This is a genomic window from Halorhodospira halophila, from assembly GCF_016653405.1.
GTDB lineage: Bacteria > Pseudomonadota > Gammaproteobacteria > Nitrococcales > Halorhodospiraceae > Halorhodospira > Halorhodospira halophila_A.
On sequence record NZ_NHSN01000025.1, the window covers coordinates 263612 to 289043 of the forward strand.

Consider the following 25432-nt stretch of genomic DNA (forward strand, 5'->3'; position numbering starts at 1 on the left):
CCGGGCAGTCGCGCTCCTTGTCCCTCCCCCGTCCACCCGATACCTTGGACAGAAATCACCGCCAGGAGGTCGAGGGGTCATGGCCGACGGAGCACGACCTGTCATCGCCCTGCTCACCGCCCCGGACGAGGGACCGCCGCCGGGGCTCGAGCAGCTTGAGGACCGCGCCGAGGTCCGCCACGCCACCACCCGCGAAGGGCTCACCGAAGCCATCGCCGATGCCCGGGTCCTGCTGGTGACGGATTTCCGCACCCGCTTCGTCCGCGATGCCTGGCCCCACGCCCGTCAGCTCGAATGGGTCCACGCCACCAGCGCCGGCGTCGACGCCCTGCTCTTCCCCGAGATGGCCCGCTCCTCGATCCCCCTGACCAACGCCCGCGGCATCTTCGACCGGGCCATCGCGGAGACGGTGCTGGGGATGATCCTGCTCTTCGCCAAGGACATGCGTACCACCCTGGCCCTGCAGGAGCGCCGCGAATGGCGCCACCGTGAGACCGAGCGCATCCAGGGCAAGCGGGCGCTGGTCGTCGGGGCCGGATCCATCGGCCGGCAGATCGCCCGGCTACTGGACGGCGCCGGGCTGTCCGTCGACGGCGTGGCCAGCCGTCCGCGCAGCGACGACGCCGACTTCGGCACGGTCTACGGCACAGCGGACCTGCACGAGCAGCTGCCGCGGGCGGACTACGTGATCATCGCCGCCCCGCTGACCGACGCCACCCGGGGGCTGTTCGACCGCCGTGCCTTCCGGGCCATGGACCCCGGCGCGCGCCTGATCAACATCGGCCGCGGGCCGATCGTGGTCACCGAGGATCTGGTCGCGTCCCTGCACGACGGGGAAATCGCCGGCGCCGCCCTGGACGTCTTCGAGGAAGAGCCCCTGCCGGCGGCCCACCCGCTGTGGGACATGCCCAACGTCTTTATCTCCCACCATATGGCCGGCGATTTCGTCGGCTGGCGCAAGGCGCTGATCCATCAGTTCATCGACAACTTCGAGCGGTGGTCCACCGGCTCACCGCTGTGCAACGTCGTCGACAAGCAACGCGGTTACGTGCCACCGGAGAATCCAGCATGAGCAGCAACCCCAACGCCATCGCCGAACTCACCGCCAGCGAGCTGCTCCGTCGCTACCGCGACGGCACCCTCTCCCCCGTCGAGGCCACGGAGGCGGCCCTGGCGCGGATCCGGGCCCACAACGAGACGGTCAACGCCTTCTGCCTGGTGGACGAAGAGACGACGCTGGCCGCTGCCCGGCGCGCCGAGCAGCGCTACCACAACACCTCGCCGATGGGCGAGCTCGATGGCGTGCCGGTGGCCATCAAGGACGTCTTCCTGACCCGCGGCTGGCCCAATCTCAAGGGCTCCAAGACCGTCGACCCGGCCGGCCCCTGGGAGCAGGACGCCCCGGCGGTCTCGGCGCTGCGCCGCCACGGCTTCGTCCCGCTGGGCAAGACCACCACGCCGGAACTCGGCTGGAAGGGGGTCACCGACTGCCCCTGCTACGGCGTCACCCGCAACCCCTTCGACCCCGACAAGACGGCCGGTGGCTCCAGCGGCGGCAGCGCCTCCTCGGTGGTACTGGGCATGGGCCCGCTGGCCCTGGGCACCGACGCCGGCGGCTCGATCCGCATCCCGGCCGGCTTCTCGGGCCTGGTCGGGCACAAGCCAACCCAGGGCCGGGTGCCCCTGTGGCCGGCGAGCCCGTTCGGGCAGCTGGCCCACCCGGGCCCGATGACCTGGACCGTGGAGGACGCCGCACGGCTGATGAACGTCATCGCCGAACCCGACCCCCGGGATCCGACCCTGCCCGCGGCCGGCGGCGACTACGTGGCCGCACTGGCCGGCGGTGTCGGCGGCCTGCGCGTGGCCTTCAGCCCCAACCTCGGCTACGTGCAGGTCGATCCCGAGATCGCGCGCAGCGTGGCCGAGGCGGCGCGCCTGTTCGAGGGGCTGGGCGCGCAGGTCGAGGAGGTGGATCCGGGCTTCGCCGACCCGCGCGAGGCCTTCGATCTGCTCTTCTTCGGCGGTGCCGCCAACGCCCTGCGCAGCATCCCCGAGGAGCGCCACGCCGAGATGGACCCCAACCTCATCGAAGCGGTGGGCAGCGTTCGCGACGCCTCCATGCTCGACTACCTGGCGGCGATGAACGAGCGGGCCGCGCTCATCGAGCGCACCAGCCTGTTCCACCAGCGCTACGACCTGCTGCTCACACCGACGCTGCCCATCCCGGCGTTCACGGCCGGGCTCGAGGTGCCGGAGGGGTGGCACGACCGCCGCTGGCCCAGCTGGACCCCCTTCACCTACCCGTTCAACATGACCGGCCAACCGGCCTGCTCGGTACCGTGCGGCTTCACGGCCCAGGGCCTACCCATTGGCCTGCAGATCGTTGGCACCCGGCACGCCGACGCGCTGGTCCTGCGTGCGGCCCACACCTACCAGCAGGCCGCGCCGCTGACTGACCAGCGACCAGCCTGGGCCCACTGACCGGCGGGCACCGGCTCCGGAATACCGAACCACGACTCCGCTGCCAAGAAGGTCAACATGATCGATTCTCCGCTACTGCCCGAATTCAACTCTTACATCGCCGGCAACTGGGTGGGCGCCGACAACGGCGCCACATTCCAGATCACCAACCCGGCCAACGGCGAGCTGCTCGGCGAACTCCCGGCGCTGGGCGCCCACGAGGCCAACCGGGCGGTCGATGCCGCCGATGCCGCCCTGGCGGAAACGCCGGACCTGGAGACCCGGCGCGGCTGGCTGCAGGCCATCGATGCCGCACTGCGCGAGCACCAGGAGGAGCTCGGGCGCATCCTGACCCTGGAACACGGCAAACCCCACGCCGAGGGCCAGGGCGAGGTGCTCTACGCTGCCGGCTTCTTCGCCTACGCGGCCCGCAACCTCGATGCGCTCGCCCCGCGGACCCTGGAGGAACAGCCCCGCGGCTGCACCTGGACCGTACACAACCGTCCAGCGGGCGCGGTGGCCCTGGTCACGCCGTGGAACTTCCCCATCGGCATGATCGCCAAGAAGCTCTCCGCCTCCCTCGCCGCCGGGGCGCCGGCGGTGGTCAAGCCGTCCTCGAAGACACCGCTGACCATGGTGGCGCTGTTCACCCTGCTCCACCGCGAGCTGGACCTGCCGCCGGGCATGGTCAACCTGGTCACCGGGGCCGCGGGCCCCATCGGCGATGCCCTGCTCGCCGACCGGCGCATCCGGGTGTTCAGCTTCACCGGGTCGACCGGCGTCGGTCAGCAACTGATCCGCGCCAGCGCCGACGACTGCACGCGCCTGGCTCTGGAACTCGGCGGCAACGCACCGTTCATTGTCTTTGCCGACACCGATCTTGACTGGGCCGCGGATCAGCTGATGGCCAACAAGTTCCGCGGCGGCGGACAGACCTGCGTCTGCGCCAACCGCATCCTGGTCGAGGCGTCGGTGATCGACACCTTCTCCGAGAAGGTGGCCGAGCGCGCCGCCCGGCTGACCGTCGGTGATGGCATGGCCCCCGGGGTGGATCTGGGGCCGCTGATCGACCGCAGCGGTTACGACAAGGTCCGCCGCCACTACCTGGACGCCGTCGAGCAGGGCGCCACGCCGGTGCTCGGCGAAGACCCCGGCCCGCTGGAGCACGAGCACGGCGCCTACTTCCCGCCGACGGTCGTCCGCGGCGTCACCGCCGACATGGCCTGCTGGCAGGAGGAGACCTTCGGGCCGCTGGTGCCCATGGCCGCCTTCGGCGATGAGGCCGAGGCGCTGGCCATGGCCAACGATACGGAGTTCGGCCTGGCCGCCTACCTGTTCACCGGTGACGACGCCCGGGCCGAGCGATTCATCCGGCGCCTGGCCTTCCCCCACGTGGGCTGGAACACCGGCAGCGGCCCGACGCCGGAGGCCCCCTTCGGCGGCATGAAGCTCTCCGGCTACGGCCGCGAGGGCGGCCTCGAGGGGCTGTTCGAGTTCATCGATACGCAGACGGTGCCCCGCGGCGGCTGACCCTCCGCGGCGCCCCGGTGGCCTGCGGCTGCCGGGGCGCCCCACCCCGCCTACCCGTCGGCCCCGCGCACCTCGCGGAGCGACGAGGCGCCCAGCGCCAGCGCCAGGAGCCGATCCACCCCCAGCGCCACACCGGCGCAATCGGGAACGCCCTGCTCGAGCGCGGTGAGCAACCGCTCATCGAGCGCGTGTACCGGCTGGCCGGCACCGCGGCGCTCGGCCTGCTCGGCCCGGAAGCGCTCGCGCTGCGCCGCCGCATCGGTGAGCTCATGGTACCCGTTGGCGATCTCCAAGCCGTCGATGAAGAGCTCGAAGCGCCGGGCCGTGCGCGGGTCGGCGTCGTCCAGGCGGGCCAGGGCGGCCTGGCTGGCCGGGAACCCATCGAGAAAGGTCAACTTACCGTGGCCCAGGGCCGGCCCCACGGCGTGAGAGAGCAGCAGATCGAGCGTCTCATCGCGCCCCGCCGGGACGCCCCCGTGCAACTCGATGCCCTGGTCCGCCAGAGCGTCGCGGAGCACGTCATCCGCGTCGGCCAGGGGATCGACACCGGCATAATGACGAAAGGCCCCTTGGTAGGACCAGCGCTCCACCGGGCGATCACCGACAAGCAGCGCCGCCAGCGCCGCCACCTCGTCCATCAGGTGGTGGTGATCAAAACCAATGCGATACCACTCGAGCAGGGTGAACTCGGCGGCGTGCCAGCGCCCGCACTCGCCACCGCGCCAGGCCGGACCGAGGTAGTAGATGTCGCCACTGCCGGCGGCAAGCATCGCCTTCATGGCCGATTCCGGCGAGGTCTGCAGGTAAGCGGTGGCGCCGTCAGCGGCGGCGCCTGGCACCGAGATGCTCTCCAGCGCCGGGTCCATGGCCGCAGGACCGAGACACGGCGGCTGCACCTCCAGCACCTCGCGCTCGGCCAGGAAGCGGCGGATCCGTGCCAGCTCCCGCCCCACCCGGCGCACGGTGGCACCATCGGCGGCGCCGCGCGGAGCGCCGGCCGCCATCGTCAGTCCTTGGCGCGGCTGACGTACTCCGCCTTGCGGGTGTCGACGCGCAGCACCTCACCCTCCTCGATGAACAGGGGCACCCGCACCGTGGCTCCGGTCTCCAGCTTGGCCGGCTTGGTGCCGCCGCTGCTGGTATCGCCACGCACACCCGGATCGGTCTCGATGACCTTGAGGTCGACGAAGCTCGGCGCCTCGACCTGCAGCGGCGCGTCGTTCCAAAGGATCACGGTGCAGGTATCCTGCTCCTTGATCCACTGGGCCGCATCGCCCACGGCGCTGGCCGGGGCGGCCTTCTGGTCGAAGGAGTTGGGATCCATGAAGTACCAGAACTCACCGTCGTTGTAGAGGTACTGGAGTTCGGTCTCCATGACGTCGGCCGCCTCGACGCTCTCGCCGGACTTGAAGGTCTTCTCGACGACGCGGTTGGTCTTCAGATTGCGCAGCTTGACGCGGTTGAAGGCCTGCCCCTTACCGGGCTTGACGAACTCGTTCTCGACGATGGTGTAAGGATCACCGTCGAGCATAATCTTGAGTCCGCCCTTGAATTCGTTGGTGCTATAGGTCGCCATAATCCCCTCGGGTATGCGAAGTTGAAGCGATGCTAACCGATACGGCCCGACAGCCCAAGCCAGGCAGGCAACGCCGCGCCAACGAGCGCTGGCGCCAGGAGCTGGTCGGCGCGATCCGCCAACCCGCCGAGCTGCTCCACCGCCTGGACCTGCCCGAGGCCCTGCTCGCCCCGGCGGAGCGGGCGGCGCGGTCATTCCCGCTGCGGGTCCCAGTTCCCTATCTGGCACGCATCCGGCCCGGGGATCCCCACGACCCACTGCTGCGTCAGGTGCTCCCCATCGATGCGGAACTCGAGACGCACCCCGGCTACACCGCGGATCCCCTGGCCGAACAGGACGGGCACCCCGGCAGCGGCGTCCTGCAGAAGTACCAGGGCCGCAGCCTGCTCATCGCCACCGGGGGCTGTGCCATCCACTGCCGCTACTGCTTCCGGCGCTGCTTCCCCTACAACCGCGAACCCGGCTGGCGCACCGCCCTCGACCGGCTGGAGCAGGCGGGAGCGCCGGAAGAGGTGATCCTCAGCGGCGGCGATCCGCTGCTGCTCGATGATCAGGCCCTGGGCGCCTGCCTCCGGCGCCTCGGTGAAATCGAGGCGGTACGCCGGGTGCGTATCCACACACGGCTGCCGGTGGTGATCCCGTCCCGGGTGACGGCCGCCCTGGCCCGCCATCTGGGACAGACCCGCCTGCAGACCCTGGTCGTCGTTCACGCCAACCACCCCAGGGAGGTCGACGCGGAGGTGGGCTCGGCGTTGGCCCGTCTGGGCAATGTCTGCTCGACAGTGCTCAATCAGACGGTCCTCCTGCGAGGGGTCAACGACGACAGCGCCACTCTGGCAGCGCTCTCCGAGCGGCTGTTCGCCGCTGACGTCCTGCCCTATTACCTGCACCTGCTCGACCCGGTGGCCGGCGCCGCCCACTTCGACGTCGACGAAAAAACCGGGCAGCGGCTCTGGGCGGAACTCGCCCGGAGACTGCCCGGCTACCTGGTCCCGCGCCTGGCCCGCGAGGAGCCCGGCGCGGCGGCCAAGACGGTGATTACACCGGACGCGCCTTGAGCGCCTCGATGCGCTCATCCAGCGGCGGGTGCGACATGAACAGCCGCTTGATCGAAGAGCCGCCCATCCGGCCATTGATGCCGAAGGCCTCCATCTCGTCCGGCATGTTCTGCGGCTCCACCGAGCGCTTGAGCTTCTCCAGCGCGGCGATCATCTTGTCGCGCCCGGCCAGCTTGGCGGACCCGGCGTCGGCCCGGAATTCGCGCTTGCGCGAGAAGTACATGGTAATCATCGAGGCCAACACGCCGAGGACCATCTGGGCGAAGATCATGGTGATCCAAAAGCCGGGGCCGTGACCGCCCTCATTCTTGAACACCACCCGGTCGACGAAGCGCCCGGCAACGTGGGAGAGGAAGATCACGAAGGTATTCACCACACCCTGGATCAGGGTCAGGGTGACCATATCCCCGTTGGAGACGTGCGCCACCTCGTGGGCGATGACGGCCTCGGCCTCGTCGCGGGTCATGTTCTGCAGAAGCCCCGAGCTGACCGCCACCAGGGCGCTGTTGCGCCGGGCGCCGGTGGCGAAGGCGTTGATCTCCGGGGCGTCGTAGATCGCCACATCGGGCATGCCGATGCCCTCACGCTGGGCGAAACGGCGCACCGTCTCCACCAGCCACTGCTCCTGCTCGCCGCGCGGACTCTCGATGGGCTGTGCACCCATCATCTTCATCGCCATGTACTTGGACATCGCTAGCGAGATGAACGAGCCGGCGAAGCCGATACCCGCGGCAAAGATCAGCAGCGTGACCAGCTCCGCATCGATGCCGTGCTCGCGGAGGAACTGCTCCACGCCGAGCAGGTTCAGGATGATCGACAGCACCAACACGACGGCGATGTTGGTCGCCAGCAATAACGCGATCCGGGTCAGCATCGTTGAGAACGCTCCTCTTTCGTCAGACTGCGGGATCCACTTCCTGACGCTTGGATTGGGTTCGGCGGCAAAGGTTTCAAGACCCCTTCACCACGCTCAGACGTCGACACGCAGGCCGCGGACCTGGCGCAGCCCCCGCGGCAGCTGAACGCCACGCCGGCCCCGGGCGGCGCGGAAGGCCTCCAGGTCGTCGCGACTGAGCCGCTTGCCGGTCTTGCCGGCCTCCACCCGCAGCGCAGCGCCGGCGGGCAGCACGGCGACCGCCACCACCACCTCCTCACGGCTGCGCAGGCGCTGGGCCGGGATGCCGATGAGCTTGTTGCCCTTGCCCCGCGCCATCTCCGGGAGCTCCTCGAGGGGGAAAACCAGCAGCCGACCGTCGGAGCTGGCCACCGCCACCTCGGCCCCATCGGCCTCGGCGGGCAACGCCACCGGCGGCAGCACCGCCGCCCCCTCCGGCAGGGTCAGCACGGCCTTGCCCGCGCGGTTGCGCGAGAAGAGCTCCCGCAGGGGGACACGGAAGCCGTAGCCGGCGTCGGAGGCGAGCAGCCAGCGCGACTCCGGGTCGCCGGCGAGCACCGACTGGAAGCGCGCCTTCTCCGGCGGCGTGAGCCGCTTGGTCAGCGGTTCACCTTGGCTGCGCGCCGACGGGAGCGTGTGAGCCGGCACCGCGTAGGCCCGGCCGGTGGAGTCGAGGAAGACCGCCGGCTGGTTGGAGCGCCCCGGGGCGTGATCCAGGTAACCGTCACCGGCTTTGTAGGACAGCCCGCTCGGATCAACCTCATGCCCCTTGGCCGCGCGCACCCAGCCCTTCTCCGAGAGGACCACGGTCACCGGCTCGCTGGGCATCAGCTCGGTCTCGTCCATGGCCCGCGCCGGGCCGCGGTAAACCAGTGGCGAGCGCCGCTCGTCGCCGTGGGCCTCGGTGTCGCTGAGCAGCTCGCTCTTGACCTGCTCGCGCAGCCGGGCCTCATCGCCGAGGGTGGCGCGCAGCTCGTCGCGCTCGCGCTCCAGATCCCCCTGCTCACCAAGGATCTTCATCTCCTCGAGCCGCGCCAAGTGGCGCAGGCGCAGCTCGAGAATCGCCTCGGCCTGGGCATCACTAAGCCCGAAGCGCTCCATGAGCACCGGCTTGGGCTCGTCCTCCTCGCGGATGATGGCGATGACCTCATCGATGTTCAGATAGGCGGTGAGCAGGCCCTCGAGGATATGCAGCCGGTCCTCCACCTTATCCAGGCGCCAGGCCAGGCGGCGGCGGACCGTCTCGGTGCGGAAGCTCAGCCACTCCGCGAGCAGGTCGCGCAGGGAGAAGACCCGCGGCCGGCCATCGAGGCCGATGACATTGAGGTGAACCCGGTAGCCGCGCTCGAGATCGGTGGTGGCGAACAGGTGATCCATCACCCGCTCCGGATCCTGGCGCCGTGAGCGCAGCTGGACCACGATGCGCACCGGCGCATCGTGGTCCGACTCATCGCGCAGATCCTCGACCATCGGTAGCTTGCGCGACTGGATCTGGGCCGCGATCTGCTCCATGACCTTGGCGCCGGCCACCTGGTAGGGAAGCGCGTGGATGACGATCTGCGCCTGCTCCCGCTCGTACTCCCAGCGGGCCCGGGCGCGCACGGTGCCGTGACCGCGCTCGTAGATGCCGCGCAGCTCCTCGCGCGGGGTGATCACGTCCGAGGCAGTGGGGAAATCCGGCGCCGGAACGTGCTCGCAGAGTTCAGCGGTGGTGGCCTCGGGATGGTCGAGCAGATGGACGCAGGCGGCAACCACCTCGCGCAGGTTGTGCGGGGGGATGTCCGTGGCCATCCCCACGGCGATCCCCGAACCGCCGTTGAGCAGCACGTTGGGCAGTCGCGCCGGCAGGCGCTCCGGCTCCTGAAGGGCGCCATCGAAATTGGGGATCCACTCCACCGTGCCCTGCCCCAGCTCGCTGAGCAGCACCCGGGCGTAGGGCGTCAGGCGCGCTTCGGTGTAACGCATGGCCGCGAAGGATTTCGGGTCGTCCGGCGAGCCCCAGTTGCCCTGCCCGTCGATCAGCGGGTAGCGGTAAGTGAACGGCTGGGCCATGTGGACCATGGCCTCATAGCAGGCCGCGTCTCCGTGGGGGTGGTACTTGCCCAGCACATCGCCGACGGTGCGCGCCGACTTCTTGTACTTTGCCGCCGCCGAAAGGCCGAGCTCGGACATGGCGTAGACGATCCGCCGCTGCACCGGCTTGAGGCCGTCGGAGACGTGGGGCAGGGCACGATCGAGGATGACGTACATCGAGTAATCGAGGTAGGCCCGCTCCGTGAACTCGCGGAGCGGCTGGGTCTCGAAATCGGAGGCAGCGGGATCGGACATAGTTTTTCAGGATTCAGGTTTAGGGGTTCAGGGCTCAGGGGGCAGCGGTCAGGTTGAACGGATCAGGGGCAGTGGCTACTGGTCCCTAAATGACAATCTCCGCCAAGTTGCCCTTGCTCTCCAGCCACTCCCGGCGCTGGGCGGCGGCGCCGCGACCGAGCAGCATGCCCAGCAGGCGCTCGGTCTCCTCCGGGTCGTCGACGGTGAGCTGCACCAGGCGGCGGGTATCCGGGGCCATGGTGGTCTCGCGCAGCTGGACCGGATTCATCTCGCCCAGGCCCTTGAAGCGGGTCTCCTGCACCTTGCCCTTGATGCGCTCCGCCTCGATGCGGTCGAGGATGCCCTGGCGCTCGTCGCGATCCAGGGCGTAGAAGGTCTGCTTGCCGACATCGATGCGGTAGAGCGGCGGCATGGCCACGTAGACGTGTCCGCCGGCGACCAGGGCCGGGAAGTGGCGCTGGAACAGCGCGCAGAGCAGCGTGGCGATATGCGCCCCATCGGGGTCGGCGTCGGCGAGGACGCAGACCTTGTGGTAGCGCAGCCCGGAGAGGTCGTCGCTGCCCGGATCGACCCCCAGCGCCACGGCGATGTCGTGGACCTCCTGCGAGGCCATGACCTCGTCCGGCGCCACCTCCCAGGTGTTGAGGATCTTGCCACGCAGGGGCATGACCGCCTGGAACTCCCGCTCGCGCGCCTGCTTGGCGGAACCGCCGGCGGAATCGCCCTCGACCAGGAAGAGTTCACTGCGCGCCGGATCCTGCCCGGTGCAGTCGGCCAGCTTGCCCGGCAGCGCCGGCCCGCTGCCGACGCGCTTGCGGGTCACCTTCTTGGCAGCGCGCTGACGGCGCTGCGCGGCGCGCACCACCAGATCGACGATCTGCTCGGCGCTCTGGGTATGCTCGTTGAGCCACAGGCTGAAGGCGTCCTTGATGGCTCCGGAGACGAAGGCGGCGCAGTTGCGCGAGGAGAGCCGCTCCTTGGTCTGCCCGGCGAACTGCGGCTCGTGCATCTTCACCGACAGGACGTAGCTGATGTGCTCCCAGACGTCCTCCGGGGCAATCCGCACGCCGCGCGGCAGCAGGTTGCGCAGCTCGCAGAACTCCCGCAGGGCCTCGGTCAGCCCGGTACGCAGGCCGTTGACGTGGGTGCCGCCCTGGGCGGTGGGGATCAGGTTGACGTAGCTCTCGGCCGGGCCGCTGCCCTCGGGGAGCCAGACCAGGGCGCACTCCATCTCCTCGTGCTCGGAGCCGAGCCGGGCGGTGAACGGCGGATCCGGCAGGTGCTCGTACTCGGCCACGGCGCCGGCCAGGTAGTCGCGCAGACCGTCCTCGTAATACCAGCTCAGCACCTCCGGCTCCTGCCCCTCGCCGCCGGTGGCGTCGCGGAGGACGACCGTCAGCCCCGGGCAGAGCACCGCCTTGGCACGCAGCAGGTGCTCGAGCCGCGCCCGGGAGAAGCGCGGGCTATCGAAGTAGCTGGTATCCGGCCAGAAGCGCAGCGTGGTCCCGGTCTCCCGCGTCTTGCCCACCTGCTCCAACGGCTCGATGCGCTCCCCTGCGGAGAAAGCGATGGTGTGCTCGGCGCCGTCACGGCGGATGTGCACCTGCAGCCGCGTCGACAGGGCATTGACCACCGAGACGCCAACCCCGTGCAGGCCGCCGGAGTAGCGGTAGCTCTTACTGGAGAACTTGCCGCCAGCGTGGAGCCGGCCGAGGATCACCTCCACGGCCGGGACCCCTTCGGTGGGGTGGGTATCCACCGGCATCCCGCGGCCGTCGTCGCTGACCTCCAGCGAACCATCGGCGTGCAGAGTCACCTCGATACGCCGGGCGTGGCCGGCCACCGCCTCGTCGACGCTGTTGTCGATGACCTCCTGTGCCAGGTGGTCGGGGCGGTTGGTCTCGGTGTACATGCCGGGGCGCCGGCGCACCGGCTCCAGGCCGGTGAGGACTTCGATGTCGGTGGCGTCGTAGGTCTGCTGGGTCTTGGTCGTCATCGGATCACGTGGTCGCGGATCGGGCCATTGAGGGTTCGCGCTCAGGGCGAGCAGTTTCCGGCTCCCGGCGGCAACTTACAAGGGAGCCGTGCACCGGATATCCCGTCCCCCCTCCGGGGCACGGGCGCGAGCGGGCACCCTGCCGGCTCGACGCTCATTTGACCACCCCTTGCGGCTCCGTTACTTTTCCCCGTCATGAGTGAGAGCGATTCGCAGGAATCCGCCCCCCAGGGCGACCTCCCCGACTTCGAGCGCTCGGTGGCCGAGCTCGAGGCACTGATCGAACGCATGGAGCGTGGCGAGCAGAGCCTCGAGGAGGCGCTGCGCGACTTCGAGCGGGGCATCCACCTGACCCGCCACTGCCAGAAGGCGCTGGGCGCCGCCGAGCAGAAAGTGGCCATCCTACTCGAGAACAGCGAGGACGGTGATGTCGGCCCGTTTCGACCCGACGATTCTTGAAGCCCTGGAGGCGGCACTGCCGCCACTGCGCGAACGCGCGGAGCGGGCCCTGGAGGCGGCCCTGCCCGCCGCTGAAGCCCACCCGACGGGCCTCCACGAGGCCATGCGCTACGCCGTGCTCGGCGGCGGCAAGCGCATGCGCCCGACCCTGGTCTACGCCACCGGCCGGGCCCTGGACTACACCGGCAGTGGGCTGGACGCCCCGGCCTGCGCCGTCGAGATGATCCACGCCTATTCGCTCGTCCACGACGATCTGCCCGCCATGGACGATGACGACATGCGCCGCGGGCAGCCCACCTGCCACCGCGCCTACGACGAACCGACGGCCATCCTGGTCGGCGACGCCCTGCAGGCCCGGGCCTTCGAGCTGCTCGCCGACGGCGAGCGGGAGGACGCCCCGGCCCCGGCCGCCCGCGCCGGGATGGTGCAGGCACTGGCCCGGGCGGCCGGCTCGCGCGGCATGGTCGGCGGCCAGGCCATCGACCTCGCCTCCGTCGGGCGCCGGCTCGACGCCGCCGAGCTCGAGGACATGCACATCCACAAGACCGGGGCCCTGATCCGCGCCAGTGTCCAGCTCGGCGCCCTGGCCAGTGGCCCGACCTGCGCCGCCACCCTCAACGCCCTCGACCGCTACGCCAAGTGCGTCGGTCTCGCCTTCCAGATCCACGACGACGTGCTCGACGTCGAAGGCGACGCCAAGGCCCTGGGCAAGGAGCAGGGCGCCGACGCAGCCCGGGATAAGCCCACCTACCCGTCAATCCTCGGGCTGCGCCAGTCGCGCGAACTGGCCGAGCGGCTGGCTGGCGACGCCATCGATGCCCTCGACGGGCTGGGCCCCGGCGCCGATGTACTGCGCGGACTGGCCGCCTACTGCATCCAGCGCCAGGCCTGAAAGCCCGCCTTCCCGGACAAAAACCCTGCCGAGACCGTCGGGATCGCCCCTTTACAAATATTTAAACTCGTTCCAAATTCAAACCTACCGCTGGAAGCCGAGACCGAGGCCGCAGAATCATGCTGAACCCCACTTGTCACCCGCCGCACACGACGGGCTCAGACACCAGGAACAAGACCATGGAAGACGTCCAGGGACGAGCCGACACCCGGCAGATCGAGATCAACAAGGTCGGCATCAAGGACATCCGCCATCCGGTGCGGGTCCGCGACCGCACGGGGCGGGACCAGCACACCGTGGCCACCTTCAGCATGTACGTGAACCTGCCGCAACACTTCAAGGGCACGCACATGTCGCGGTTCGTCTCGATCCTCGAGGGCCACGACCGCGAGGTGACCGTCGAGTCCTTCCACGAGATGCTCGCCGAGATGACCGACCGGCTCGAGGCCCATTCCGGGCACATCGAGATGGCGTTTCCCTACTTCGTGAACAAGCAGGCGCCGATCACCGGGGTCGAGAGCCTCATGGACTACGAGGTGACCTTCGTCGGCGAGATTCACGGCGACCGGCACGAAACCTGGGTGCGCGTTGCCGTGCCGATCACCACACTCTGCCCTTGCTCCAAGGAGATCGCCGACCGTGGCGCCCACAACCAGCGCTCGCTGGTCATCGTGACGGCCCTCATGGACGGTTTTGTCTGGCTTGAGGAACTCATCGACCTCGTCGAGCAGGAAGGCTCCTGTGAGCTTTACGGGCTCCTCAAGCGCCCGGACGAAAAACACGTGACGGAGCGCGCCTACGACAACCCGAAGTTCGTCGAGGACGTGGTCCGGGACATCGCCGGCCGCCTCAACGACGATGAGCGCATCGCCGCGTACTCCGTGACCTCCGAGAACTACGAGTCCATCCACAACCACTCCGCGTTTGCGCTCATCGAGCAGGACAAGCGGGGGCGCTGACCCCGCGGCGACACCGCCCCGGCGCGGCCCGGATCAGCTGCCCCGCCCCGCCCGGGGGGCGACCTCCGCCCCCCGGGCGCCCATTTGACATCAATCAATCGCGACCCGTGCATCGACCGCCTTGAGTGCGTAGCATAGTCCTTGTAGAGTCTCTGACCGTTCGGTCGGTTGGCGAGATGACCGCACCCCGGAACCCGACGTAGGACGCGGAGCCCATGCCCGACAACACCGGTCGCACCGAAGCTGCCGAACGGATCGTCGCCGCTGCCAAGCAACTGTTCGCCCGCGAGGGCTACAGCTCGGTGTCGATCCGCGACATCGCCGAGGCCGCCGAAGTCAGCAAGGCCAATGTCTTCCACCACTTCGCCTCCAAAGAGGAGCTCTACGTGGAGACGCTGCGCCGCTGCTGCGAATCGGCCCGGGCGCTGATCCACGCCTTCGCCGAGGAAGAGACCCGTGACCCGGCACAGCAGCTGCGGGCCTTCGTCCGCGCCGACCTGCACCCCGCCCTGGACGACCCCGATGCCACCCGGCTGGTGCTCGCCGAGGCCTTTGACGCCAATCCGTGTCGCGCCCGGACCCTGGTCGACGAGGTCTTCGGTGCCGACTTCCAGCGCATGACAGAGATCTTCTCGCGCGGCCAGCACACCGGCTCCTGGCGCCGGGACACGAACCCGGCGCTGATGGCGTCACTGATGCTCGCCGCCAACACCTTCTACACCGCTCACCGAGAGGTCCTGCGCCAGCTTCCCGGCGTGGACTTCGCCGACGACCCTGATCAGTACGCGGATCACGTCGTCGACATCCTGCTCGACGGGATCCAAAAGGAGGCCTAAGTGACTGACTGGCACATGCTCGATTCGTCCCCCGAGGCGCCGGCCCGGCCACGCCGGCTGCGGACGGTGGTCGCCATCATCGCCCTGGCCCTGCTCGCTGCCGGCTGTGGCGACGATGCCGGCGACAACGACGGGAACGGCGGCGAGGAGGCGCTTTCGGTGACCTGGATCGAGGCCACCGAGGAACAGGTCCGCGAGGTCCGCAACACCGTCGGCAGCGTCGAGGCCAAGTCGCGCCCGCTGCTCGCCGCCGAGGTCGGTGGCGTCATCGATGCCATCCATGTCGACGAGGGCGCCCGCGTCGAGCGCGGCGACCTGCTCGCCGAGATCGACCGCGAGGACTACGTCGACGACCGGGATGCCGCGGCCGCCGATGTGGCCCGGCTGACGGCGATGGTCGGCGTGCAGGAGCGCAACGTGGCCCGCAACCGGGAACTCTACGAGGACGATCACATCTCCGAGGACGAGCTCGACAACGCCGAGGCCGAACTCGAGGCTCGCGAGGAGGAGCTCGCCTCCGCCCTGGCGCAGTTGCGGCGCGCCGAGCGGGACCTGGAGCGGACCCGGATCCGCGCCGTGGTCGGCGGTGCCGTTGATGAACGCCACATCAGCGAGGGCGACTACGTCACCGCCGGCGACTCGGTCTTCCAGCTCATCAATCTGGATCGGCTCAAGGTCCGCCTGCCGGTCTCCGAGAGCCTGGCCCCGCGGCTCGACAGCGGGACAGAGCTGATCCTGCGCAGCCGCTCCGGCCTGCAGCCAGAGCTGGAGACCACCATCTCGGACCTGCGACCCGGCATCCGCGATGCCACCCGCTCGCTGCAGCTGATCGCCGAGGTGGACAACCCCGGCGGCTGGCGCCCCGGGGCCAGCGCCGAGGCGGAGGTGGTGCTCGATGTCCGCGACGGCCTCGTCCTGCCCAACCAGAGCGTCGTGCGCCGCCCCGCCGGCGAGGTGATCTACGTCCTCGGCGAGGACGGCGGCGCCGTCGAGGAGCGCGCCGTGGAGGTCGGCACCCGCTTCGGGGACCGCGCCGAAATCCGCGACGGGCTGGAGCCGGGTGAGCGCGTCGTCCTCGACGGCGCGGGCTTTCTCACCGACGGCGCCGCCGTGGACGCCGCTCCCCACGAAGGCGACGACGCGGACACGGAGTAACGCACCATGACGCTCTCCGAGCTCTCCATACGCCGCCACGTTCTGGCGGTGATGATCAGCGCGCTGATCGTGCTCATCGGCGCGATCGCCTATCAGGATATCGGCACCGACCGCATCCCCAATATCGACTTCCCCATGGTCAGCGTCACCGTCCACCAGGACGGCGCCGACCCGGAGCTGATGGATTCGGCGGTCACCGACGAGGTCGAACGGGCCGTCAACACCGTCCCGGGCATCGACGACATCCAGTCGGTCTCCCTGCCCGGGACCTCGGTGGTCACCATCCAGTTCGATCTGGAAGTGGACGTGGACGTGGCCTTCAACGAGGTCAACGCGAAGGTCTCCGAGATCGTCCAGGACCTGCCCGAGGAGGCGGAGGCACCGGTCGTCGACAAGGTCGAGATGGACGCCCAGCCGATCATGTGGCTCTCCCTGCAGGGAGATCGCACGGCGCAGGATCTCGACCGCTACGCCCGCAACGAGGTCCGCCCGCAGCTGGAGGGCATCACCGGCGTCGGCGAGGTGCAGATCGGCGGCGCGCGCGAGCGGACCATGCGCCTGGAGGTCGACCCGGACCGCATGGCCGCCCACAACGTCGACGCTCAGTCGGTCATGCAGGCCCTTGAGGAGGAGCACGCCCAGATGCCGGGCGGCTTCCTGGTCGGTGGCGAGACCGAAGAGATGCTCAAGCTCGACGTCGAGTACCACGACGCCGAAGGACTCGAGCAGATGATCGTCGCCGGGGACGGCGACGAACGCGTGCGCTTTAGCGACATCGGCCGGGTCGAGGACGGCCTGGCGGACATGCGCCAGCTGGCCCGGTTCAACGGCGAGCCGACCATCGGCCTGGGCGTGGTCAAGATCTCCGGGGCTAACACCGTCGCCATCATCGACGAGGTCAAGGAACGCCTGGACGATCAGATCCGTCCCCAGCTGCCGCCGGGGCTGGAGCTGCACATCTCCACCGACGAGTCGCAGTTCATCCTCGAGCAGATCGACTCGCTCTACCTGACCATTGCCCTGGGCATCCTCTTCGCTGCCCTGGTGATGTGGCTGTTCCTGCGCAACCTGCGCTCGACGGCCATCGTCTCGCTGGCGATCCCCGTCTCGCTGATGGCGGCCATCGCGGTGATCCACTTCTTCGGCTACACGCTGAACTCGATCACCATGCTCGGCATGCTGCTGCTCATCGGCGTGGTGGTGGACGACGCCATCGTGGTGCTGGAGAACATCTACCGCCACCGCCAGCAGTACCGGGAAGGCCCCATGGCGTCGGCGATTTCCGGCTCCAACGAGGTTTTCTTCGCGGTCATCGCCTCCACCCTGACGCTGATCTCGATCTTCGGTTCGGTGATCTTCATGGAGGCGATCATCGGTCGGTTCTTCGAATCGTTCGCGGTGGTGGTCGCCTTCGGCGTGCTCGCTTCGAGCATTGTTGCCCTGACCCTGATCCCGATGCTCGCCTCCCGCTTCCTCCACGTGCCCGAGCAGGAGGGAGCCTTCTACCGGGCACTGGAACAGGGCTTCAAGGCCATCGAGCGGGTCTACCGGTGGTCTCTGGGCTACATCCTGCGCTTCCGCTGGACAACCCTGGGCCTGGCGCTGGTCTTTGCCGTCGCGGTGGCTACCGTCATCGCCCCGCGCCTGGGCGGCGAGTTCGCCCCGGACGAGGACACCGGGGAGTTCATGGTCAATTTCCAGACGCCGCTCGGCTCCGGGATCGAGTACACCGACCGGCAGATGCGCGAGGTCGAGGCTATCCTTGAGGCGCAGCCGGAGGTGGATCGCTACTTCTCGGCCATCGGCATCGGCGACCGCGGGCAGGTCAACCGCGGCATCGCCTTCGTCCGCATGGTCGACCGCGACGAGCGGGACGCTTCGCAGCAGGAGGTGGTGCAGCGGATCCGCCCCGAGCTCGCCGAACTGCCCGGGGTACGCGCCTTCGCCTCCGACGTGCCCTTCGTCCCCGGCCAGCGCGGCGAGCCCCTGCAGTTCGTGGTCACCGGACCCAACGTCGAGGAACTCGGCGATCACGCGCGGGCGATCCAGGAGCGCCTGGAGGAGGTCGACGGCATGGGCAGCATCGACCTGGACCTGGATCTGGAGCTGCCCCAGGTGGAGGTCGAGGTGGATCGGGAGCAAGCCCGGAGTCTGGGCCTGAACGCCCACGACATCGCCCAGACCATCAACGTGCTTGCCGGCGGCTTCGATGTGGCCCGCTTCGACGACGGCCCCGGGGGCCAGGACGGGCGGCGCTACGACATCCGCCTCAAGGCCCAGGAGGACATGATCCGCGACATCGACGACCTGCAGCGGATCCAGCTCCTCTCTGAGCACGGCGATATGGTGCCGCTGGAGGCGGTGACCACCATGGAGGAGACCTTGGGGCCGGCGGCGATCACCCGCCACAACCTCTCTTACTCGGCGGAGTTCTACGCCGACCCGGAACTACCACTGGCCGAGGCCGTCGAGGAGCTCAACGCCGTGGCCGACGACGTCCTGCCGCTGAACTTCGACGTGGAGCTGGTCGGCCAGGCCGAGGAGATGGAACGGGCCGTCGCCGCCATGCTCTTCGTGCTCTTCCTGGCGGCGACGCTCGTCTATATCGTGCTGGCCAGCCAGTTCAACTCCTTCGTCCAGCCACTGCTGATCATGGCGGCACAGCCGCTGGCGCTGATCGGCGGACTGCTCGGTCTCTGGGTGGGCGGCTTCACGCTGAACATCTACTCGATGATCGGCATGGTGTTGCTCATGGGCCTGGTCACCAAGAACGGCATCCTACTGGTGGATCTAACCAACCAGTACCGCGAGAAGCGGGATCTCTCGATCAACGAGGCCCTGGCCGAGGCGTGCCCCATCCGTCTGCGCCCGGTCCTGATGACCTCGCTGACGCTGATCCTGGCGCTGATCCCGGCGGCGGCCGGCCTGGGTGCCGGAGCCGAGACCAATGCACCGATGGCAGCGGCGATCATCGGCGGTATGATCACGGCCATGCTGCTCACCCTGGCTGTAATACCGGCGGCCTACTCCCTGCTCGAGGGCTACCTCGCGCGGCGGGGCTGGGGCCGGCTGAGCAAGATCGCCGAGGACTACTTCGGATGAGGGGCGGCCCCGGGGGCCTGACGGCCCCCAAGCCCCTGCGAAAAGGACCAACGCCCATGAAGCGAGGCAACACGAGAGCGCAGTTCAGGCTCGCCCCCCGGTTCACCGGCTGGACCCTGGCCGCCCTACTGGCGCTGCCCGGGGCCATCGCCGCCGGTGACAACGGCAACAACGAGCACGACGCCGCGGAGGCGGTGGTCGACGCCCCGGTCCCGGTGGAGGACGACGAGGACGCCCTGGCGCCGGCAGAGGTCAAGGAGCGAGACCCGCAACAGGACCTGCTGCAGGTGTACCGGCTGGCCCTGGAGGCGGACCGCAGCCTGGCCGCCGCCCTCAACCGGCGCCGCGCCGCCGACGAGGAGATCGCCCAGGCCCGCTCGCAGTTCCTGCCACAGATCACCGCCTCGGCGGGCTACGAGGACGAGACCCAGGACATCGAGGACGTGCCGGAAGATCTGGACACCTCCGGCTGGGACGCCTCGCTGTCTCTGACCCAGCCGATCTTCCGGCGCGGCAACTTCATCGACCTGGAGCGGGCCCGCACCGCCGTGGACCGGGCCGACGTGGAGCTCTCCCTGGCCGAGCAGGCACTGGTGGTGGATGTCACCGAGGCCTACTTCGACGTCCTCCTGGCCCAGGACGAGCAGGCCCTGGTCGAGGCCGAGCTGGCCGCCGTCGAGAGCCAGCTGCGCCGGGCCGAGCGGGCCCTGGAGGTGGGCACCGGCACCCAGACCGACGTCGACGAGGCGCGGGCCGCCTTCGACCGGGTGCGCGCCGAGCAGGTGGCCGTGGACAACCAGGTGGAGGTCGCCCAGCAGGCACTGCGCCGGCTGACCGGCGAACTGCCCGGCGAGCTGGCCGGCCTGGGCGAGACGTTCGAGCCCAAGCCGGTGGAGCCCACCGACACCGACCACTGGGTGGACCTGGCCCAGCGCTACAACCTGGAGGTCCAGCTCGCCGAGCGCGATGACCAGCTGGCCCGACACGACGTCGAAAGCCAGCGCGCCGATCGCTGGCCGGAGGTGGACCTGGAGGGGCGGCTGACGCGCTTCGATGGCGAGCGGGATCAATTCAACCAACCCACCCAGGACGGCTACACAGACACCCGCTCCATCCGGCTACAGGTCTCGGTGCCGCTCTACACCGGCGGGGCCATCTCCAGCCGGGTGCGCCAGGCCGAGGCGGAGCGCACCGCGGCCAGCGACGACCTGGCCGATCAGCGCCGGGCCGCTGCCCTGGACGCCCGTTCCGCCTTCCTCGGCCTGACCTCGGAGCTGGAGCGAGTCCGGGCGCTGGAGCAGGCCCTCGTCTCGGCGCGCAGCAACGAGGCCTCGGTGCGTCGCGGCCAGGAGGTAGGTACCCGCACCACCACCGACGTCCTCGACGCCCAGAGCCAACGCTTCGAGACCAAGCGCGACCTGGCTGCGGCGCGTTATGATTACCTGCTGAACTTCGTGCAGCTGCAGGTGGCCGCCGGACTGGCGGTGGACGAGACGGTCATCCGCGAGGTCAACGAACAGCTGCAATCGGTTTCCCGATAACCCCGGATCCCATGAAACAAGCAGCGTGCACGACGACCACGGACGAAGCCCTGCAGGCCCTGCGTGACGCGGGGCTGCGCCTGACCCAGCCGCGGCGGCAGATCGTCGCCACCCTGGTGGCCGCCGATACCCCGCTGAGCCCGCGCGAGCTGCATCAGCAGCTCGGGTCTACGGCGTGCGACCCGGTGACGGTCTACCGCTGCCTGACCGACTTCGAACGCCTCGGGCTCGTGCACCGACACGAGTTCGGGGACGGCTCCACCCGCTACCAGCTGGTGGAGGCCGACGGCAGCCACCAGCACTACGTCATCTGCCGGCACTGCCAGCGCAAGGACCCCATCCACGCCTGCCCGGCGGACCTCGAAGCCGCGGTGCGCGCCCGCGGCTACGCCGGGGTCAGCCACACCCTGGAGTTCTTCGGCGTGTGCCCGGACTGCCAGCAGGGATCCGATCAGGAGCCCCGGTGAGCGCCTCCCGAGCCACGCGCACTGCCGAGGATCCTGCACGGGCCAAGCGCCGGGTCACCCTGATCGGCGGGGTGATCAATCTCTTCCTCGGCTCCGGTAAGATCGTCGCCGGCTGGCTGGGGCAATCCCAGGCCTTGGTCGTGGACGGGGTCCACTCCCTCTCGGACCTGGCCTCCGACGCCCTGGTGTACGTGGCCGCCACCTACGGGAGCCAGGAAGCGGACAGCGACCACCCGTACGGCCACGCCCGCATCGAGACGGCGGCGACCGCCGGCATCGGCGCGGTGCTCCTGCTGGTGGCCGCCGGGTTCATCTACGACGCGGTACAGCGGCTACTCGTCGCCCCGGAGTCGCTCTGGGTGCCGGGCTGGCTTGCCCTCGGCGCAGCGCTGGCGTCGCTGGTCATCAAGGAGGGCCTCTACCACTACACCCGGTGGGTGGCCAACCGGGCGCACTCGAACCTCATCCACGCCAATGCCTGGCACCACCGCTCCGATGCCCTCTCCTCCGTGGTGGTCATCGGCGGCATCATCGGCGTATTCCTGGGGCTACCGTGGCTGGACGCCGTCGCCGCCATCGTGGTGGCACTGATGCTCGCCCACGTGGGGATCCGCTTCGCCTGGCGCTCGGTCTGCGAGCTGGTCGATACCGGCCTCGATCCGGAGCAGGTGGCGCGCATCGAGGGACTGGTCGGCGAGATCGACGGGGTTCGCGACGTTCACGGCCTGCGCAGCCGGCACATGGCCGAGGAGGCACTGATCGACCTGCACATCCAGGTGGACCCGCGGCTGAGCGTCTCCGAGGGCCACCGGATCAGTGAGGCCGTGCGCCGGCGCCTCATCGAGGACATCGGCGTGGTCACGGAAGTGCTGGTGCACGTCGACCACGAGCCGCCGCACTGGGACGAGGCCACCGCCGCCCTGCCCCTGCGCAGCAAGGTCGAGCGCGACCTACAGACCGCCTGGTCGGGCATCCAGGGGGGCGACAGCGTCGAGCGCGTCGACCTGCACTATATGGAGGGACGCCTGGAGGTGGAACTCCACCTGCCCTGGGGCCCGGACTGCGACACCACCGCCCTGCACCAACGTGCCACCCAGCTGGCCGCAGCCGCCGAGGGCCTGGCCTACGTCAGCGCCTGTCGGGTCCACTTCATCGGACGCTGAGCGGGGGCTCGGCCAAAGCAGCCAGTTGCTCGCGCAGCGCCAACATGTGTTCCTCCCAGTAGCGGGGCTCGGCGAACCAGGGGAAGGCCTGCGGGAACGCCGGATCCTCCCAGCGCTCCGCCAGCCAGGCGGCGTGGCGCATCAGCCGCAGGGTGCGCAGGGGCTCGATCAGGTGCAGCTCGCGCGGGTCGAGCTCACAAAAGGTCCGGTACCCCTCCAGGACCGCCTCGAGGAACGACTCCTGCTCGGCCCGCTCGCCGGGAAGCAGCATCCAGAGATCCTGGACGGCCGGCCCGGTGCAGGTGTCATCCAGGTCCACCAGATGGAACCCGGCCTCGGTCTGCAGCACGTTCCCCGGGTGGAAATCGCCGTGCACGCGGATCGGGCGCACCGCCCCGGCACGCTCCCAGCAGGCGCTCACCGCCTCGAGGAGATCCTCGGTAAGGGTGGCGTAGGCCTCCTCCAGGTGCGGCGGCAGCCAGTTGCCGGCCAGCAGCCGGTCCCGGACCCGCCGGCCGTGATCCCCCGGGTCGAGGGCGGGACGATGGGTGAAGGCACCGCCCCCGCCGACGACATGGATGCGACCCAGGTAGGCGCCCAGGCGGCGAAGCACGTCGCGGTTGTCCACCTCCAGCATGCGCCCGCCCCGCATGGGATACAGGGCGATGCGGAAGCCGTGACTGTGGGCGAGGGTGCTCGCTCCACAGCGCATGGGCGCCACCACCGGCACCTCGGCGGCGACCAGCTCCTCGCTGAAGGCGTGCTCCTCGAGGATCTGCGCATCGTCCCAGCGCCCGGGGCGGTAGAATTTGGCCACCACGGCCGGGCCGTCCTCCACCCCGACCATGTAGACCCGGTTCTCGTAGCTGTTCAGTGCCAGCAACCGGCCGTCGCTGCGCACGCCGCCGACGGCCTCGACGGCATCGAGGACGGTGTCGGGACCGAGGGTCTCGAACGGGTGGCGCGTATCCATGAACCGGCTCCTACAGCTGGGTGTGGGCGACGACGGTCGTCCGGGGGACGGCCCCGGCCCCGCAGTCAGGGTAGCCCGCGGGCTGGTCGGCCGGCTATCCTTGGCCCTTTGAAAGGTCAAGCAGGTGGGAAACCCCATGCGCATGCAGAACGTCGAACGCGGGCCGATCGCGCGGGTCGCGGGCGTCATCGGGGCCATCGCCGTCATCGCCCTGGCGGCAACGCTCGGGATCGTCGTGCTGGCGGTGATGCTCGGTCTGGCCCTCATCGGTGCCGTGATCATCGCCGCCCGCACGTGGTGGCTACGCCGCCAGATGCGTCGCGCCGCCGCCCGCGGCGAAGGCTTCGACCCGGCACGCCGATCCGGCACGCCGACCCGTGGCCGGATCATCGAGGGCGAGTACAGCCGCGGCTCAGAGGACGATCCGCGTCATCCGCGGCGCTGAGTTGAGCCCGCCCCGGCAAAAGCGGCAGGAACCGCCGCGCCCCCGGGAGCGCCCCGTTCGCCATAGGGGAGCAGAGACGGCGTGAAGGATCGTTTCACGGTCACCATCACCGACTTCCGCGGCGCCCGCCACTATTCGCTGCACCAGATCGCCAAGCGCTTCGCGCTGGCCCTGGCCGGCGGCTTGGCGCTCGTGCTGCTCGCAGGCGCCCTCGCCCTCCATGCGCTCAACGACAAGATCACCGAACTGAACCAGGTCCGCGCCGACAAGGCCGAGGCCGCCCGCCAGATCGAGCGGCGCAACGAGGAACTCCGCGAGCTGGTCAGCGAGCGGGAGCAAGAGATCCACCGCATGGATCTCGAGCTCGGCCACATCGAGACCCTGGTCGGACTCGATCCCCAGCCGGAGGCCAAGCGCCGCGAGCGGCTCGACACCGCCGGCCAGACGGCGCTCGAGAAGGCGCTAATGTTGCGAACCATCCCCAGCGGCTGGCCCCTCCAAGAGGAGTCACGAATCACCAGCGGCTACGGCTGGCGGACCCATCCGGTGACCGGCGAGCGCTCGTTCCACGCCGCGGTCGATCTGCGCGCACCGGTGGGCGAGAAGATCGTCGCCACCGCCGACGGGGTAGTCAACTTTGCGGCCAAGCACCAGGGCAGCGGGCTCGGCAAGCTGGTCATCCTCGCCCACGATTTCGGTTTCCAGACCCACTACGCCCACCTGAGCCGGATCGAGGTGGAGACCGGCGAGTTCGTCGAAGAGGGCGATGTCATTGCCCGCTCCGGGGCCACCGGCAATGTCAACGGCCCCCATCTGCACTACGAGATCTGGCACACCCAGCGCAAGCTGAACCCGGAACCGTTTCTGGACTGGAGCCTGGAGAACTATGAAGAGCTCTTTGAAGAAGAGGGCCGCGTAAAATGGGAATCATTGGCAAAGGGGATCAATCGAAGAGCCGAAGCCCTGGAACGACAGTTATCTGCGACGGCACGCGACTGGTCGGAGAACTGACCCTGGAGTCGAACCTGCACCTGGACGGGCAGATCAAGGGCACCATCGTCTCGGACCATGACGTGAGTATCGGCCACACCGGCCGCTTCGAGGGCAATATCAAGGCCCACCGTCTGCTGGTCAGTGGCTACGTGGAAGGCGTGATCGACTGCGCCAGCCTCGAGATCGTCGCCGAGGGGCGCGTCTTCGGCGAGCTCCACAGCGACGACTTCATCATCGAGGCCGGCGGCCAGTTCCTCGGCGAGAGCCATCCGCGGCGCGAGGTGCCACTGGCCGCCTTGCAGCATGAAGCCGGCCGGGAGTCGCAACTGACCGGGCCGGAACAGGCGCAGGCGCCAGCACAGGCGGAGACCGGGGCCGATACCGAGGCCGGGGCCACCCCGACGACGGACACCCCGCCCGAGCCCGAACCGGAACCGCCGCGTGCCGACCCCAGGCCCGAGCCGCACCGGGAGGAAGCGCACGGCCCGGCGGAGGAACCTGAGCAAGCGCAGGGAAGGCAGGAGCAGGAAGAAGAGGAGCCGTCGCGCAATGTCCGCCCCCAGCCGAGGCAGACGTTCTGGGGGCGGCGCTGATCTGTGGCGGG

At 69.4% G+C, this 25432-nt stretch carries 22 protein-coding genes; 16 read left to right on the top strand and 6 right to left on the bottom strand.

What is annotated here, in order from left to right:
* The first annotated feature begins 79 nt into the window (after positions 1-79).
* From CCR79_RS10555 to CCR79_RS10565, 3 genes are read left to right on the top strand one after another with little or no spacing between them, the layout of a single operon-like run.
* The gene (locus tag CCR79_RS10555) at positions 80-1072 is read left to right on the top strand and encodes a D-2-hydroxyacid dehydrogenase (protein ID WP_201172036.1); all 993 of its coding nucleotides are present in this window, start codon (positions 80-82) and stop codon (positions 1070-1072) included.
* Positions 1069-2481 (top strand): amidase, encoded by a 1413-nt coding sequence (locus tag CCR79_RS10560; RefSeq protein ID WP_201172049.1) that lies wholly within the window; start codon positions 1069-1071, stop codon positions 2479-2481. The genes CCR79_RS10555 and CCR79_RS10560 overlap by 4 nt, the downstream gene beginning before the upstream one ends.
* 57 nt (positions 2482-2538) lie before the next feature.
* The gene (locus CCR79_RS10565; protein WP_201172051.1) at positions 2539-3990 is read left to right on the top strand and encodes an aldehyde dehydrogenase family protein; all 1452 of its coding nucleotides are present in this window, start codon (positions 2539-2541) and stop codon (positions 3988-3990) included.
* Between the two features lie 50 nt (positions 3991-4040).
* Here CCR79_RS10565 and epmA read toward each other — a convergent pair whose 3' ends face one another.
* Together epmA and efp are read right to left on the bottom strand one after the other, a co-directional pair.
* A complete protein-coding gene (epmA, locus tag CCR79_RS10570; protein WP_201172053.1) occupies positions 4041-4994 on the bottom strand; it encodes an EF-P lysine aminoacylase EpmA in 954 nt (317 codons plus the stop codon).
* Positions 4995-4996: 2 nt separating this feature from the next.
* Positions 4997-5566 carry an elongation factor P gene (efp, locus tag CCR79_RS10575; RefSeq protein WP_201172055.1) on the bottom strand — a complete coding sequence of 190 codons (570 nt, stop codon included), beginning with the start codon at positions 5564-5566 and terminating at the stop codon, positions 4997-4999.
* A 29-nt stretch (positions 5567-5595) separates the two neighbouring features.
* Between efp and epmB the strand changes: the two genes are divergently transcribed.
* Entirely contained in the window at positions 5596-6624 is a 1029-nt protein-coding gene (epmB, locus tag CCR79_RS10580; protein ID WP_201172057.1) for an EF-P beta-lysylation protein EpmB, read from the top strand.
* Here epmB and htpX read toward each other — a convergent pair.
* The 3 genes from htpX to parE all read right to left on the bottom strand — a co-directional run bounded on the left by htpX (position 6605) and on the right by parE (position 11843).
* A complete protein-coding gene (gene htpX, locus CCR79_RS10585) occupies positions 6605-7495 on the bottom strand; it encodes a protease HtpX (RefSeq protein WP_201172554.1) in 891 nt (296 codons plus the stop codon). The genes epmB and htpX overlap by 20 nt on opposite strands.
* 99 nt (positions 7496-7594) lie before the next feature.
* A complete protein-coding gene (parC, locus tag CCR79_RS10590; protein ID WP_201172059.1) occupies positions 7595-9847 on the bottom strand; it encodes a DNA topoisomerase IV subunit A in 2253 nt (750 codons plus the stop codon).
* 85 nt (positions 9848-9932) lie between these two features.
* A complete protein-coding gene (gene parE, locus CCR79_RS10595; RefSeq protein WP_201172061.1) occupies positions 9933-11843 on the bottom strand; it encodes a DNA topoisomerase IV subunit B in 1911 nt (636 codons plus the stop codon).
* Positions 11844-12038: 195 nt separating this feature from the next.
* Here parE and CCR79_RS10600 point away from each other — a divergent pair, with 195 nt between their 5' ends.
* From CCR79_RS10600 to CCR79_RS10640, 9 genes are all read left to right on the top strand, one after another.
* Positions 12039-12302 (top strand): exodeoxyribonuclease VII small subunit, encoded by a 264-nt coding sequence (locus CCR79_RS10600; protein ID WP_201172064.1) that lies wholly within the window; start codon positions 12039-12041, stop codon positions 12300-12302.
* A complete protein-coding gene (locus CCR79_RS10605; protein WP_201172067.1) occupies positions 12271-13194 on the top strand; it encodes a polyprenyl synthetase family protein in 924 nt (307 codons plus the stop codon). Before CCR79_RS10600 ends, CCR79_RS10605 begins: the two co-directional genes overlap by 32 nt.
* Positions 13195-13373: 179 nt before the next feature.
* Positions 13374-14153, top strand: a complete 780-nt coding sequence (folE2, locus tag CCR79_RS10610) for a GTP cyclohydrolase FolE2 (protein ID WP_238634003.1) — start codon at positions 13374-13376, stop codon at positions 14151-14153.
* Between the two features lie 215 nt (positions 14154-14368).
* Positions 14369-14989: a TetR/AcrR family transcriptional regulator gene (locus CCR79_RS10615; RefSeq protein WP_201172073.1), complete on the top strand. Its 621-nt coding sequence runs from the start codon at positions 14369-14371 to the stop codon at positions 14987-14989.
* Entirely contained in the window at positions 14990-16144 is a 1155-nt protein-coding gene (locus tag CCR79_RS10620; RefSeq protein WP_201172077.1) for an efflux RND transporter periplasmic adaptor subunit, read from the top strand.
* Between the two features lie 6 nt (positions 16145-16150).
* On the top strand, positions 16151-19246 hold the full coding sequence (locus tag CCR79_RS10625; protein ID WP_201172080.1) for an efflux RND transporter permease subunit: 3096 nt from the start codon (positions 16151-16153) through the stop codon (positions 19244-19246).
* A gap of 56 nt (positions 19247-19302) precedes the next feature.
* Positions 19303-20787, top strand: a complete 1485-nt coding sequence (locus tag CCR79_RS10630; RefSeq protein WP_201172083.1) for a TolC family outer membrane protein — start codon at positions 19303-19305, stop codon at positions 20785-20787.
* Positions 20788-20798: 11 nt separating this feature from the next.
* Positions 20799-21254 carry a Fur family transcriptional regulator gene (locus CCR79_RS10635; RefSeq protein ID WP_201172086.1) on the top strand — a complete coding sequence of 152 codons (456 nt, stop codon included), beginning with the start codon at positions 20799-20801 and terminating at the stop codon, positions 21252-21254.
* Entirely contained in the window at positions 21251-22417 is a 1167-nt protein-coding gene (locus CCR79_RS10640; RefSeq protein WP_201172089.1) for a cation diffusion facilitator family transporter, read from the top strand. Before CCR79_RS10635 ends, CCR79_RS10640 begins: the two co-directional genes overlap by 4 nt.
* Here CCR79_RS10640 and CCR79_RS10645 read toward each other — a convergent pair.
* Complete coding sequence (locus CCR79_RS10645; protein WP_201172096.1) at positions 22404-23390, bottom strand: serine/threonine protein kinase; 987 nt, start codon at positions 23388-23390, stop codon at positions 22404-22406. The two genes, CCR79_RS10640 and CCR79_RS10645, sit on opposite strands and share 14 nt — an antisense overlap.
* 136 nt (positions 23391-23526) lie before the next feature.
* On the opposite strand from CCR79_RS10645, the gene CCR79_RS10650 reads away from it, so the two are divergent.
* The 3 genes from CCR79_RS10650 (at position 23527) to CCR79_RS10660 (ending at position 25421) form a co-directional block, all read left to right on the top strand.
* Positions 23527-23835, top strand: coding sequence for a hypothetical protein (locus tag CCR79_RS10650; protein ID WP_201172097.1), 309 nt, complete (start codon positions 23527-23529; stop codon positions 23833-23835).
* A gap of 81 nt (positions 23836-23916) precedes the next feature.
* Positions 23917-24846, top strand: coding sequence for a peptidoglycan DD-metalloendopeptidase family protein (locus CCR79_RS10655; protein WP_201172099.1), 930 nt, complete (start codon positions 23917-23919; stop codon positions 24844-24846).
* On the top strand, positions 24756-25421 hold the full coding sequence (locus CCR79_RS10660) for a bactofilin family protein (protein ID WP_201172100.1): 666 nt from the start codon (positions 24756-24758) through the stop codon (positions 25419-25421). The genes CCR79_RS10655 and CCR79_RS10660 overlap by 91 nt, the downstream gene beginning before the upstream one ends.
* Positions 25422-25432: the final 11 nt, after the last annotated feature.